This window comes from Photobacterium damselae subsp. damselae (assembly GCF_038086725.1).
Classification (GTDB): Bacteria; Pseudomonadota; Gammaproteobacteria; order Enterobacterales; family Vibrionaceae; genus Photobacterium; species Photobacterium damselae.
In genome coordinates, this window is record NZ_CP146970.1 from 579,098 (window position 1) to 593,263 (window position 14,166).

General features: G+C 41.3%; 12 protein-coding genes. 8 read left to right on the forward strand and 4 right to left on the reverse strand.

What is annotated here, in order from left to right:
• The first annotated feature begins 339 nt into the window (after window positions 1–339).
• The 3 genes from thrA to thrC are packed head-to-tail and all read left to right on the forward strand — an operon-like array spanning window position 340 to window position 5,056.
• Entirely contained in the window at window positions 340–2,799 is a 2,460-nt protein-coding gene (gene thrA / locus WAX86_RS02645) for a bifunctional aspartate kinase/homoserine dehydrogenase I (protein WP_341489061.1), read from the forward strand.
• A 1-nt stretch (window position 2,800) separates the two neighbouring features.
• Entirely contained in the window at window positions 2,801–3,757 is a 957-nt protein-coding gene (gene thrB, locus WAX86_RS02650) for a homoserine kinase (RefSeq protein ID WP_341489062.1), read from the forward strand.
• On the forward strand, window positions 3,758–5,056 hold the full coding sequence (gene thrC / locus WAX86_RS02655) for a threonine synthase (protein WP_341489063.1): 1,299 nt from the start codon (window positions 3,758–3,760) through the stop codon (window positions 5,054–5,056). It begins immediately after the preceding gene.
• 168 nt (window positions 5,057–5,224) lie between these two features.
• On the opposite strand, the gene grcA is transcribed toward thrC, so the two are convergent.
• Window positions 5,225–5,602: an autonomous glycyl radical cofactor GrcA gene (gene grcA / locus WAX86_RS02660; protein WP_065172268.1), complete on the reverse strand. Its 378-nt coding sequence runs from the start codon at window positions 5,600–5,602 to the stop codon at window positions 5,225–5,227.
• A 365-nt stretch (window positions 5,603–5,967) separates the two neighbouring features.
• On the opposite strand from grcA, the gene nfo reads away from it, so the two are divergent.
• The 3 genes from nfo to WAX86_RS02675 all read left to right on the forward strand — a co-directional run bounded on the left by nfo (window position 5,968) and on the right by WAX86_RS02675 (window position 8,164).
• The gene (gene nfo, locus WAX86_RS02665; RefSeq protein WP_341489064.1) at window positions 5,968–6,810 is read left to right on the forward strand and encodes a deoxyribonuclease IV; all 843 of its coding nucleotides are present in this window, start codon (window positions 5,968–5,970) and stop codon (window positions 6,808–6,810) included.
• 54 nt (window positions 6,811–6,864) lie between these two features.
• Entirely contained in the window at window positions 6,865–7,524 is a 660-nt protein-coding gene (gene ung / locus WAX86_RS02670; RefSeq protein WP_158135677.1) for a uracil-DNA glycosylase, read from the forward strand.
• A 109-nt stretch (window positions 7,525–7,633) separates the two neighbouring features.
• Complete coding sequence (locus tag WAX86_RS02675) at window positions 7,634–8,164, forward strand: hemerythrin domain-containing protein (RefSeq protein WP_005301261.1); 531 nt, start codon at window positions 7,634–7,636, stop codon at window positions 8,162–8,164.
• A gap of 64 nt (window positions 8,165–8,228) precedes the next feature.
• Here WAX86_RS02675 and WAX86_RS02680 read toward each other — a convergent pair whose 3' ends face one another.
• Window positions 8,229–8,411 (reverse strand): DUF3545 family protein, encoded by a 183-nt coding sequence (locus WAX86_RS02680; protein ID WP_005301258.1) that lies wholly within the window; start codon window positions 8,409–8,411, stop codon window positions 8,229–8,231.
• A 768-nt stretch (window positions 8,412–9,179) separates the two neighbouring features.
• On the opposite strand from WAX86_RS02680, the gene WAX86_RS02685 reads away from it, so the two are divergent.
• Together WAX86_RS02685 and yaaA are read left to right on the forward strand one after the other, a co-directional pair.
• Entirely contained in the window at window positions 9,180–10,607 is a 1,428-nt protein-coding gene (locus WAX86_RS02685) for a sodium:alanine symporter family protein (RefSeq protein ID WP_005301256.1), read from the forward strand.
• Between the two features lie 171 nt (window positions 10,608–10,778).
• A complete protein-coding gene (yaaA, locus tag WAX86_RS02690) occupies window positions 10,779–11,552 on the forward strand; it encodes a peroxide stress protein YaaA (protein ID WP_341489065.1) in 774 nt (257 codons plus the stop codon).
• Window positions 11,553–11,653: 101 nt separating this feature from the next.
• On the opposite strand, the gene srmB is transcribed toward yaaA, so the two are convergent.
• The gene (gene srmB / locus WAX86_RS02695) at window positions 11,654–12,970 is read right to left on the reverse strand and encodes an ATP-dependent RNA helicase SrmB (RefSeq protein ID WP_106341121.1); all 1,317 of its coding nucleotides are present in this window, start codon (window positions 12,968–12,970) and stop codon (window positions 11,654–11,656) included.
• Window positions 12,971–13,098: 128 nt separating this feature from the next.
• A complete protein-coding gene (locus tag WAX86_RS02700) occupies window positions 13,099–13,812 on the reverse strand; it encodes a methyltransferase (RefSeq protein ID WP_341489066.1) in 714 nt (237 codons plus the stop codon).
• Window positions 13,813–14,166 lie beyond the last annotated feature (354 nt).

Here is a 14,166-nt window from a genome sequence, read left to right on the forward strand (position 1 = left end):
TGTAGTTAGAGTTTTATTTACTCAACATACCAACTACGAGATTACTCGATTATTTTTGCATCAAAGTCAAAACAATGTTGACTCAAGCGAATTAATTCGGTAAACGTAAAAAGAATAAATCAATTTGGTTAAGAAAAACTAACATGTTTAACGTATTCAGCACAATCACAATCATGATTACCACTAACACAATGGGTGTCGGTGCGGGCTGATTTACGCAGAATTTAACATCAAGCCCGCAACTCTTAACCGAGGCGCGGGCTTTTTTGTAAATGGACTTCACTTAAGACATCTCACCATGAGTTGTTAAGAAATAGATTACAGACAGGGAGTAAGTTGATGCGAGTATTGAAGTTTGGTGGATCATCGTTAGCTGATGCAGAGCGGTTTTTACGTGCTGCGGATATTATTGCCAGTAATGCTCAGCAAGAGGATGTCGCGGTAGTGTTATCGGCTCCTGGGAAGGTCACCAATAAACTGGTCGAAATTATTGATAATACGGTTGAGTCAGGGGATGCATCTGAGCAGATCGAACAGTTAATTGCTACGTTTGAACAATTGTTTATTGGCTTAAAAGAGTTGGTACCAGAACTTGATATTGCTTTGCTTCGTGCCAAATTGGCCAGTTCTTTAACTCAGCTAAAGCAATATGTTCACGGTATGCAATTACTGGGTCTTTGTCCGGATAATGTGTATGCCAAAGTGATCAGCAAGGGAGAGCGGCTCTCCATTGTAACTATGCAGGCGGTGTTAGAAACAAAAGGTCAGCCAGCAGCACTTATCGATCCTGTTGAATATCTTAAAGCCAGTGATGATTATTTAGAGGCCAGTGTTGATATTGAAGCGTCAACTCAAAGTTTTACCAAACAGCCTCTAGCCGCCGGTGTTGTACATATCATGCCAGGATTTACAGCCGGTAACAGTAAAGGTGAGTTAGTTACGCTTGGTCGTAATGGTTCGGATTATTCCGCTGCGGTTTTGGCTGCCTGCTTACGTGCCGATTGCTGTGAAATTTGGACGGATGTCGATGGGGTTTATAGCTGTGATCCTCGTTTAGTTCCTGATGCTCGCTTATTGAACTCTTTAAGTTATCAAGAGGCAATGGAACTCTCTTATTTTGGCGCATCAGTTCTGCATCCAAAAACCATTGCTCCAATTGCTCAATTTCATATCCCTTGTCTGATTAAAAACAGTTTCCGTCCTCAAGCTCCCGGTACTTTGATCGGTCAAGATAATGGTGAAGATAATTTAGCGGTTAAAGGTATCACGACGTTAAAAGATCTTACTATGGTCAATGTTTCCGGACCTGGAATGAAAGGTATGGTAGGAATGGCGGCCCGTGTTTTTGGCACCATGTCGGCTGCGGGTATTTCTATTGTACTGATCACCCAATCTTCATCGGAATATAGCATCAGCTTTTGCATTGAAACCGAGGATAAACGGGCAGCACAACAAGCACTTCGTAGTGGGTTTGAATTAGAACTTAAAGAAGGGCTACTAGAGCCTGTCGAGTTTATTGATGATCTTGCCATTGTTACGCTAGTTGGAGACGGTATGCGAACTTCTCGTGGTGTGGCATCTCGCTTTTTTACTGCGCTAGCTGAAGTGGAAGTCAATATTGTTGCCATTGCTCAAGGCTCTTCAGAACGAGCGATCTCTGCCGTTGTGCCGCAAGATAAAGTCTCTGAATCGGTGAAAGCGTGTCATGAGAATTTATTTAATAGTCAGCACTATTTGGATGTTTTTGTTATTGGTGTTGGTGGTGTTGGTGGTGAGCTGGTTGATCAAATCGCGCGCCAACAAACCAAATTGGCCGACAGTGGAATCGTGATTCGAGTCTGTGGTTTAGCCAATAGCAAAGGCTTATTGCTCAACAGTCGTGGTGTGGATTTACAGGATTGGCGAGATCAATTAGGCGCGGTTGCTGAGCCATTGAGCTTAAGTCGTATGACGCAGCTGGTGAAAAGAAATCATATTATCAACCCAGTTATTATCGATTGTACTTCTGATCAGGGTATTGCCGATCAGTATGTTGATTTCTTAGCTGCCGGTTTCCACGTAATTACGCCAAATAAAAAAGCCAATACCGCAAGCATGGCTTATTACCATCAATTGCGTCAGGCTGCGCGAGCAACTCGTCGTAAATTTATGTATGAAACAACAGTTGGAGCTGGTCTTCCTGTTATTGAAAACCTACAAAATCTGATTGCAGCTGGTGATGAACTAGAGCGTTTTAATGGCATTTTATCGGGTTCTCTCTCTTATATCTTCGGTAAGCTTGATGAAGGCATGAGCTTTAGTGAAGCGACAACCGTTGCTCGAAACAATGGTTTTACAGAGCCAGATCCTAGAGATGATCTTTCTGGGATGGATGTTGCTCGTAAATTATTGATTCTTGCCCGTGAAGCTGGCTTAGATTTAGAGCTCACTGATGTGGTTGTTGAGCAAGCGCTGCCGCCAGGATTTGATGATTCAGGCTCTGTTGATGAGTTCATGGCTCGGTTGCCGCAAGCCGATGATTACTTTAAACAGCTCTCTTTAGAAGCGGCAAAAGAAGATAAAGTTCTGCGTTATGTAGGGGAAATTGATAATGGTCACTGCAAAGTAAGAATCGCAGCAGTCGACCCAAATGATCCTATGTTCAAGATTAAAGATGGTGAAAATGCTCTGGCGTTCTATAGTCGTTATTATCAGCCAATTCCGCTGGTATTACGTGGTTATGGTGCAGGTACTGAAGTTACAGCGGCTGGGGTTTTTGCTGATTTGATGCGTACATTAGGCTGGAAGTTAGGAGTGTAACATGAGTGTCGTGGTTTATGCTCCTGCATCTATCGGTAATGTGAGTGTTGGGTTCGATGTACTTGGGGCTGCTGTTTCTCCCATTGATGGCACTCTATTGGGTGATAGAGTGGCTGTAACTGAGGGGGAACAGCCATTTGCATTGCATTGTGTTGGGCGCTTTGTTGATAAATTACCGCAGCAAGCAACGGATAATATTGTTTATCGCTGTTGGCAAGTGTTTGCTCGTGAACTGGATAAACGAAATCTAGTTTTACTTCCCGTAACTGTGACACTTGAGAAAAATATGCCAATTGGTTCAGGGTTGGGATCCAGTGCTTGCTCTATTGTGGCTGCATTGGATGCGTTAAATCAGTTCCATGGTAACCCGCTCGATCAAGAAGCGTTGTTGGCGTTAATGGGGGAGATGGAAGGGGAGATATCAGGCAGTCTGCACTATGATAATGTGGCTCCCTGTTATCTTGGCGGTCTGCAATTTATGGTAGAGAACCAAGATATTATAAGTCAGAGCATTCCCTGTTTTGAACACTGGTATTGGGTTATGGCCTATCCTGGTATTACGGTTTCAACGGCAGAAGCGCGAGCTATTTTACCAGCACAATATCGGCGCCAAGATGTGATTGCTCATGGTAGACACTTAGCTGGTTTTATCCATGGTTGTTATTCGGAACAAGCGAAATTAGCAGCCAGTATGATCAAAGATGTGGTTGCAGAACCTTATCGAGAGCGTTTGCTCCCTGGGTTTAGTCAAGCACGGGAATACGCTTTGAGTGCCGGAGCGCTTGCTTGTGGTATATCTGGGTCTGGTCCCACACTGTTTAGCATTTGTGACGATATTGAGGTTGCTCAACGAGTTGCTAAGTGGTTACAAGAACATTATGTGCAAAATGAACAAGGATTTGTCCATGTTTGTCGGCTTGATAAGCAAGGCTCAAAAATGACAGGAAGTGATTTATAAATGAAATTAGTGAATTTAAAAGAACCCCAGCAACAGGTTTCTTTCTCGTATGCAGTACAAAATGGTCTTGGTCGACAGCAGGGGCTTTTCTTTCCAGATACATTGCCGATTTTTGATGATATTGACGCATTACTTGAACTCGATTTTGTCACTCGCAGTAGTAAGATTTTATCTGCCTTTATTGGAGATGAATTATCTTCGCAGCAGGTAAGTCAATTGGTTGATGCCGCTTTTCAATTCTCAGCTCCAATTACTAAGGTCAGTGACAATACCTATGCCCTAGAGCTCTTTCATGGTCCAACCTTAGCGTTTAAAGATTTTGGCGGTCGTTTTATGGCGCAGTCTTTGGCTGCTGTGACGGGGGATGATGGCAAGATTACTATTTTAACTGCCACTTCTGGGGATACTGGTGCGGCTGTTGCTCATGCATTTTATGGTATGGACAACATCCAAGTAGTGATTTTGTATCCGAAAGGCAAAATCAGTCCATTACAAGAAAAGCTATTTTGTACGCTAGGTAAAAACATTACAACGGTGGCGGTAGATGGCACTTTTGATGATTGCCAAGCCTTAGTGAAACAAGCATTTGATGATCCAACTCTGCGAGCCGATATCGGGCTTAACTCTGCTAATTCCATTAATATTAGCCGATTATTGGCTCAGGTCTGTTATTACTTTGAAGCGGTCGCACAATTGCCTCTAACTGAGCGCCAAGAGCTGGTGATTTCAGTACCAAGTGGTAATTTTGGTAATCTGACAGCTGGATTATTAGCTAAAGCTATAGGGCTTCCAGTTAAACGCTTTATTGCTGCCACTAACGTCAATGATACGGTCCCCCGTTATTTGCAAACTGGGATTTGGCAGCCTAAAGCAACCATACCAACGATTGCTAATGCAATGGATGTGAGTCAGCCAAATAACTGGCCACGGATTGAAGCGTTATGCCAGCAGCAAGGTTGGGGATTGGAAACCTTAGGTTATGGTGCGGTTACTGATCAGCAAAGTGCGGAAACCTTGCATCAATTACAGCAATTAGGGTATCTGTGTGAACCTCATGGGGCGATTGCATATCGAGTGTTAAATGAGCAGTTGCAGCCAGGAGAAACAGGGCTCTTTTTATGTACGGCACATCCAGCTAAGTTTAAAGAAGTTGTTGATGATATCCTAGCGATAGACATACCACTACCTGAACCACTAGCAAAACATAATGCATTACCTTTGCTCTCTCTTGAGCGTGATAATGATTTTGCTGACATTGTGGCAATTTTATATTCCGTCCAGCCTGAGAAAAAAGAGTAGGGTAGATGTAAAATTCAAGTGTAGAGAGGTCGATTTGGCTTCTCTATTTTTGATTAATACTTTTTTATCAATGGTATAAAAAAGACATAAAAAAACGGCACCTAATGAAAGGTGCCGTTTCTATTTATATTAGCGCAATCTTAGTAATGCGCTTTCAACTAACAAATATTATAGGCTGTTAGTGAAAGTACGAGAGATAACGTCGCGCTGCTGTTCTGGAGTTAGAGAGTTAAAGCGTACAGCATAACCAGATACACGGATAGTTAGCTGTGGGTATAGTTCAGGGTGCTTAACTGCTTCTTCTAGAGTTTCGCGCTTAAGAACGTTTACGTTTAGGTGCTGACCGCCTTCAATCTTAGCTGGAGCTTCGATTGCTAGTTCGCGGTACTCGATCTCACCTAGGTCTGCTGCAGGTACTACTTGATCTGCTTCGAAACCAGCAGCTGCTACTACACAACGCGCTTCATTTGTTTCGCTATCTAGGATCCAGATAGTATTTAGTAGTGCTTCGTTAGCTGCTTTAGTAATTTGAATACCAGTGATCATGACTTTTTCTCCACAGGGATGTTGTTAATTTTTTCAATTTTTGTCTTGAGCTACGTATTATATAACCGCAAGCGTGGTTTCACGTATTGATGTAGATCAATTTACCACAAAAAACATTAAAATCAATAGGGCTATTTCTTTGCGCCAAATCAAATTAAGTGCATTTTTACTAGCCTTCAATGAATGTTATATTCTTTAAAAAATAATTTATAAGTATAAATGTAGTAAGTTTACTACATTTTATGGGGGCAAAATGGGGCGTATTACGGAGAAAGAGGGACTTATTTCGTGATTATGTTGTAATTCTTGTTATAAAAAAACATGTCTAAAAATGTGATTCTTGTCACATATAAAAAGAGGTGAAAATGAAATTAATTGGAGCTCATGTTTCTGCCGTTGGTGGTGTCTATAATGCACCGCTTAATGCACATAATATAGGTGCTAATGCTTTTGCGCTATTTACGAAAAATCAACGTCAGTGGATTGCTAAACCCTTAGAGCAATCTGCAATAACGGCATTTAAAGCGCGCTGTCAGCAATACGGATTCCATCCTGAGGCAATCTTACCTCACGATTCTTACTTGATTAATTTGGGTTCCCCTGATGCAGAGAAACTTGAAAAGTCACGTAATGCTTTTATTGATGAGATGGATCGTTGCCAACAATTAGGGCTACATCTATTGAATTTTCATCCAGGTAGCCATTTAAAGAAAATTTCAGAGAGTGACTGTCTTGCTTTGATCGCAGAATCAATCAATATGGCGCATCAAGCAGTACCAAATGTGGTAGCTGTGATTGAAAATACAGCAGGGCAAGGTTCGAACTTGGGCTGGCGTTTTGAGCACTTAGCAGAGATTATTGCGCAAGTTGAAGATAAAACCCGAGTTGGCGTATGTATTGATACTTGCCACACTTTTGCCGCTGGATACGATTTACGTACCGAGCAAGCCACAGAACAGACCTTTGCTGAATTTGACCAAATTGTTGGTATGCCCTATTTACGAGGTATGCATTTAAATGACTCGAAAGGAAAGTTAGGTAGCCATTTAGATCGTCACAACAGTTTAGGATCGGGTGAAATTGGCTGGGATTGCTTCCGTTATTTAATGCAAGATCCGCGTTTTGATAATATTCCTTTGGTCCTTGAAACAATTGATCCCGATATTTGGCAGCAAGAAATTGCTAAGTTACGTAGCTTTTGTAACTGATCTAAGCACGGTAGAATAGGGCGATAAACAGACTTAATTGATGGAGATAGCTCGGTGCAATCTTGGCAAAATTTTTTACAACAGCAGCAACAACAAGAATATTTTGAGCAGATCCAAAACTATGTTGCTAATGCACGTCAGCAAGGCAAAGTGGTGTATCCGCCAGAAGATGATGTTTTTAGTGCCTTCACCGCCACTCCTTTAGATCAGGTTAAAGTTGTTATTTTAGGCCAAGACCCTTATCACGGCCCAGACCAAGCCCATGGCCTAAGTTTTTCTGTCAAACCTGGAGTAAAAACGCCACCATCTTTAGCGAATATGTATAAAGAGCTAGCAACGGATATTGATGGTTTTACTATTCCTGATCATGGTTATTTACAATCCTGGGCTGAACAAGGGGTATTGTTACTTAATACAGTACTAACGGTTGAGCAAGGTAACGCTCACTCCCATGCTAAGATCGGCTGGGAGACGTTTACTGATAAAGTGATTGAACATATCGATCAAGAATGTGAAGGCGTTATCTTCTTGCTATGGGGCGCGCACGCACAGAAAAAAGGTAAGAAGATCAATACTCAGAAACACCATGTCTTGAAATCAGCTCACCCATCTCCACTTTCTGCTTATCGTGGTTTCTTTGGTTGTCAGCATTTTTCGCAAACCAATACATTACTGCAAGCGATGAATAAAACTCCGATTACGTGGCAAGTTTAGTCTTTTATCGTGATTTGTGTGGATAAAATATAATCAGGATCATGCCATGACAGGCGACTTTTAGCTATATTCTATGGGTTCAGGAAGAACTCAAGGGCAAGGAGTCGCTATGTTAGATAGAATTCATATAGAGCACGGAAATATCAACCTGTTACTAGAGATATTATTGCAAAAAGCACGTTTGGTTGAGGATGGGGGGAAAATTGATTATCACCTTATTCAAGATATTATCCATTATTTGCAATACCAAGCCGATCGTTATCATCATCCAAAAGAAGATATTCTTTATCATTACTACCTTGCTCATTATGGTGAAAATCAGTCGATTAAAAACTTAGAGCAAGAACATATAGAATTGACCCAACTTACTGCTGAGTTTGCTGATATTGTGGATATGATTCTGCTTGATTCGGTTATTCCACAAGAAATTTTTTTGCAGAAATTACATAATTTTGCCATGCGTCAAAAAGCACATTTACAGTTAGAAGAGCGAGAAATTTTTCCTCTGCTACGTCGTGATTTTTCACCGTATGACTGGCGCTGCGTGAGTGAGCAGTATCAAGATGATATCGATGATCCACTGTTTGGGCGTAAAGTTGCCGATCGCTATCGTAATTTACATAATTACATCGATATTTGATGGTAGAAAACGAAAGATACGCCTTCGATGCTGCTTTGAAGGCGTGTCTTAAATTGTTGCGAGGTTAATAATCCAAATCATCAAGAGAGTAATCGTGGAGCAGATCCATCTCTTGTAGCTCTTTTCTCAATCTTTGACGATCTTTCAAGGCTTCTATTTCACGCCACTTACGCTTTTCTGGCTTACTGCGCGAACGACGTGGAGCAGGTTCAAAATCCATATAATCATCAAATGCATAGCTATCCATATAGCACCTCTATCCTACAACAGGGTGAGTCTTTCACCACCGCAATTAAATATCATATAACTGAGCAAAATAGAATCGATGTGTTTCATCTTTGTTATGAACAAATTAAGCTTTTTTGACTTTGCTCTCACTTCAATGGGAGGCTGTTCACTTTAGCTGCAATTTATTGGTTGATATTTGATGCATATGAAAAAATTATTGCGATTAACAAAGGAAATATCTAGAGATTAAAACAATGTTTTAAACATGATGTGCGGTAAATTAGGCATTTACATATTTAGCTTATAGATTAGAACTAATTGCTTGTTTTCAAAAATAAACCAATCTTCCTTATGATGGCGTAAACGGTTGCAATTAAGAGGGGCAGTATTATCGTTGCTGTATTATTCATACCATTTTATTGCTGTCTGGTTCATCTGTTTGCATATTGATTTTTGTTGGTAAAATCAGCATGATCAGCGTCCATCTGCAGTTCTAACTTCCAATGAATTGCAAATATTGGCTGAAATAATTGGGGTTATTTCACCAAATTCTAATAACAACAAAAGCGGAGTGATAACGGCCACTTTGAGTTGTTGCAACAACATGTAGTCATTTGCTATTCACTGCTTGTAGTTGGGTTTTTTATTCAATCCACTTCTATAATCATGACATAACAGTAACAAGCAGCGTATGACATTAATTTGCCATTAAGGCTCAGTTTTGCGTTTTATCCGATGCGACTTGTACGTATTGGAGGAGCGCTTTTTGAATGTATAAGGGGTGTTTGTGACAAGCCAGATTAATTTTTTAAACGATCTGCTATGGGGCTCTGTACTCATCTACATCCTAATTGGTGTGGGAATCTATTTTACTTATCGTCTTGGTTTTATTCAGTTTCGTCACTTTGGACATATGTTCCAAGTTATGAAAAATAGCCGCAAGTCGGATCCATCTGGTATCTCCTCTTTTCAAGCACTTTGTACCAGTTTGGCCGCTCGTGTTGGCACCGGAAATATGGCCGGAGTTGCAGTTGCTTTGACGTTAGGTGGTCCTGGTGCGGTATTTTGGATGTGGTTAATTGCGATGCTAGGTATGGCAACAGCCTTTGCTGAAAGTACACTAGCTCAGTTATATAAAACCCGTGATGATGATGGTAACTACCGTGGTGGTCCTGCCTACTATATGGAAAAAGGCTTAGGGATGCGCTGGATGGGAATTGTGTTCTCCATCTTCTTGATTATTGCTTTCGGCCTAGTTTTTAACTCTGTTCAAGCCAACTCTATTACTCAAGCGATGCACGTTGCCTTTGGTTGGAATCCTCTGTATGTCGGGTTAGTTCTGGTTGTAATGACAGGTGTTATTATCTTTGGTGGTTTGCGAGCGATTGCACGTACAGCCGAGATTTTAGTCCCTGCGATGGCTCTGTGTTATCTTGCCATCGCCCTATTTATCATGTTTGCCAATATCGAAAAATTACCCGATGTTATTATGATGATCATCAGTAATGCTTTTGGTTTTGGTGAAGCGGCATCGGGTGCTCTTGGCTATACTATCGCACAAGGTATGATCAATGGACTTAAACGCGGCCTGTTTTCTAATGAGGCAGGTATGGGTTCTGCGCCTAATGCTGCTGCATCGGCAACGCCATATCCACCACATCCAGCCTCTCAAGGCTATGTGCAGATGTTAGGTGTTTTTATGGATACTATTGTTATCTGTTCGGCAACGGTTGCGATTATTTTAATGTCTGGCGAATATGTCCCTCATGGTGACGTCACAGGTATTCAATTGACTCAGCAAGCTCTGAGTTCTCAGGTGGGCGATTGGGGAGCAATATTTATTGCTGTTGCGATATTCTTCTTTGCCTTTACTTCGCTAGTTGCTAACTATTCTTATGCAGAAACTAATCTGATTTTCTTAGAGCATAACCATAAGATGGGTCTGAACATTTTCCGTGTTGTGGTGTTAGGTATGGTGATGTTTGGTGCATTAGCTGATCTACCAACGGTCTGGGCAATGGCTGATGTGTCGATGGGTATGATGGCTTTGATCAACTTAGTTGCCATTGTGCTGTTATCTGGCACTGTAGTGAAATTAGCAAAAGACTACAATCACCAACTGGCTCAAGGGAAAGTCCCTACGTTTGATAGTAATGACTATCCTGAGTTACATGCCCAACTAGAAGAAGGTATTTGGGATCAGAGTAAATCTTAATCCTTGATGTTGTTATCTTTTACCTATTAGAACAATACTTAAAGCCATGCAGCAGTGCGTGGCTTTTTTTGTTTAACCTGATAGTCTTATATCCAAGTGGATCCAAAAGACCAATTCTAATAATAAATAACCAAGATTGGTGTAACTGTCAGAATTCAAGGGATAAAAAATATGTTAATTGTTGTTTCTCCAGCAAAGACACTCGACTATGAATCACCATTGGTGACCGAACAATATACGTTGCCTGAGCTAACAGAGCACTCTCAGCAGTTAATTGAGGTATGTCGTGAGTTAACGCCGATGGATATTGCGCGTTTGATGAAAGTGAGCGATAAGATTGCAGGACTTAATGTTGCTCGTTTTGCTGAGTGGGTCCCTACATTTACGCCTGAAAATGCCCGACCTGCAATGTTTGCCTTTAAAGGTGATGTGTATACAGGTCTTGCTGCTGAAACGATGACTGCTAAGCAGATAGCGTATGCTCAGCAACATTTTCGTATGTTATCGGGCCTGTATGGCTTATTGCGTCCATTGGATTTAATGCAACCTTACCGTTTAGAGATGGGAACTAAGCTTGAAAACCCGCGCGGAGCAAACCTATATCAATTTTGGGGTAACATTATTACAGATAAGGTTAATCTGGCACTGGCAGAGCAAGGCGACGATATTTTAGTAAACTTAGCCTCTAATGAGTACTTTAAATCGGTTAAGCCTAAGCAGGTAAAAGGAACCATTATTACCCCAGTCTTTAAAGACGCTAAAAAAGGGCAATATAAGGTGATCAGCTTTTATGCCAAAAAAGCTCGTGGTTTAATGGCGCGTTATATTATTGATAACCAAATAGATTCAATTGAAAAACTGAAAGAGTTTGATGCCGCAGGATATTACTTTGTCGCAGCAGAATCGACCGCAACAGAGTTGGTATTTAAACGCGAAGAGCAATAAAAAATACTCAGGATTTAGTTGAGTAAGCATAGATAAAAAAAGCGGGAATATTGATATTCCCGCTTTTTGGTTATTTGATTACTTAAGAAATAAAATCTAAATTACGCTGTTTTAGGCGCTGTTTTAGGCGCTGTTTTAGGCGCTGTTTTAGGCGCTGTTTTTTTAGCTGCCTTTTTCGCAACTTTTTTCGCTTTTGCCTTTTTCTTTTTCGCTAGTTCAGCTTTGGCTTTTTTATCTAGATTTTTCGGTTTTTTCTTCTTAACCGTTGCTGCTTTCTTCGTTGCAGGACGTAGACCTTCAACAAAGCGCTCTGGAACATCTTCTTTAATGTAACGACAAACACGTTCCATCATTGCTTGATCATGAGCTTCAACAAGCGAGATCGCACTACCTTTTTTACCAGCACGTGCAGTACGGCCAATACGGTGTAGATACACATCTGCAGTACGTGGCATGTCAAAGTTAATTACATGGCTAACATCAGGTAAATCGATACCACGAGCGGCAACGTCAGTTGCGATCATTACGTTAATCACACCTTCGCGGAAACGGCGAATAGTGTTACTACGTGCAGCCTGTGCCATTTCACCTTGGATCCAGCAACACTTGATCTGACGAGTCTCTAATTGACCACGCAGTTCAGCAAGACGCTCACGGGTTTTCACAAAGATAATGGTACGTTCAGCATCGTTACGAAGTAGGTGCTCAAGAATTGCTAACTTGTGCTCCATGTTGTCACAACGGTGATAAACCTGATGGATTTTCTTACGCTCACGACGTGATGGCTCTGCGTTTACTTCTAGCGGCTCATTTAAGATGTGCTGCGAGAATTCACGAACACCTTTACCTTCTAATGTTGCAGAGAACAATAGGCTCTGTTGACGCCAGCGACACTCTTTATTAATGCGCTCAACAATCTTACCAAAGCCCATATCTAGCATACGGTCAGCTTCATCTAGGATCAGACATTCGATAGCACGACAATCAAAGCGTTCTGCTTCAATGTATTCCATCAAACGGCCTGGAGTTGCAACCACGATATCTTGGGTTTTACCTAGCAGTTCTGCGTGTTCATCGTAAGAGATACCACCTGTAATCGTAAAGATCTTCAGATCGGTGTATTTCGCTAGTGCACGAGCATGATCTGCAACCTGAATCGCAAGCTCACGTGTTGGGGTTAAGACTAAAACACGAGCAGGACCTGGCTTACGGCGCGGAAAGTCCATTAGGTGTTGAATCATAGGAAGAAGAAACGCAGCGGTCTTTCCGGTTCCTGTTGGTGCAGACGCCATGACATCTTTACCGTCAAGGGCGTGAGGGATAGCCTGTGCCTGTACCACGGTTGGGCGGCTGTAACCGATCTCTTCAATCGCGCGTAGCAGTTCGCTATCTAACTCTAATTCGGAAAAGTCTCTCACCAGTTATGTCTCCTAAGACTTTAAAAACAGTATGATCTTTGACTCATTAAGGATAGCCAAAGTTTAAGGGGCGGCATTATATACCCAAATTGAGGCAAGTTGCAGCCCAGCTTTAAGATAAAAGCATATTACATATTCAGGTAGAAAGATTGTGTCAAAGCAATAAATTCCGCGGAATAGCCATTTCCATCGTGAATACAAAGTGTTGTCTCTTCACAATTTCGGTTTTCACTGGCGGTAAATGCCATTAATAAACGAAAGATTGGTTTTTGAGCTGTAGATTGCACCCGACACAGTCGACAACAAGATAAGCCATAATCGGTCGCAGCTTTAATCAGTTGTTCGCCTTCGTAAGTGGGCAAAATTAGGCTTGCTTGACCGTTATCAGCCAGTAAATGCTTAAGTGCGTGGAGTAACGCACTATGGCTTAATGTGTCGGTATGACGAGCTTGTGCCCGTTGCCCTTGCTGAGCTTGTTGACCAAAATTGAAATAAGGTGGATTACAGACAATAGAACCAAATGTTTGCTTAGAAATAGTTGGAAACCAATGAATTAAGTTGGCTTCAATACACGAAAGGCGTGCTGACCAAGGTGAGTGACCAAAGTTATCCTTAGCCACCAGAGCTGCAGTTGGATTCAACTCTATTGCAGTAATGGAAGCGTCACAGGTTCGCTGTGCTGCCATTAATGCCAGTAGACCACTCCCTGTTCCAATATCTAAGATTGGCTGCGTTTGATCGAGTTTGGCCCAGGCTCCTAACAAAATGCCATCGGTGCTAACGGGCATACCACATCCACCATGGTTTACATGAAATTGTTTAAGAGTAAATCCGCTGCTCATTGTGCTGTCTCATCACGTTATTTTTGTCAAAACCACAATATCCATATGGATTTTGCGTCAGAAAGGGAACAAATACTTTAGCTTGTGTTGTTTAAAAAATGTTAAATAGATATTAATTCTGTTTGTTATATTTCTGAAAACCCATGTAATCCAGACTATAGCTCTGAAATGATTTTCTGATTTGGAGGTTAATTCTAGTTTTTTAATCTTTACACTTTAGATTATGGTGTTTTTCACTACCCTGTTGCTTATCGAACTCTTTTTAGTCATTATGCTGAGAGATGTGTCACAGCCAGTAATATCTAAATTGTGACATAGACTAAATAATTACAAAACAGACACAACAACATTAAT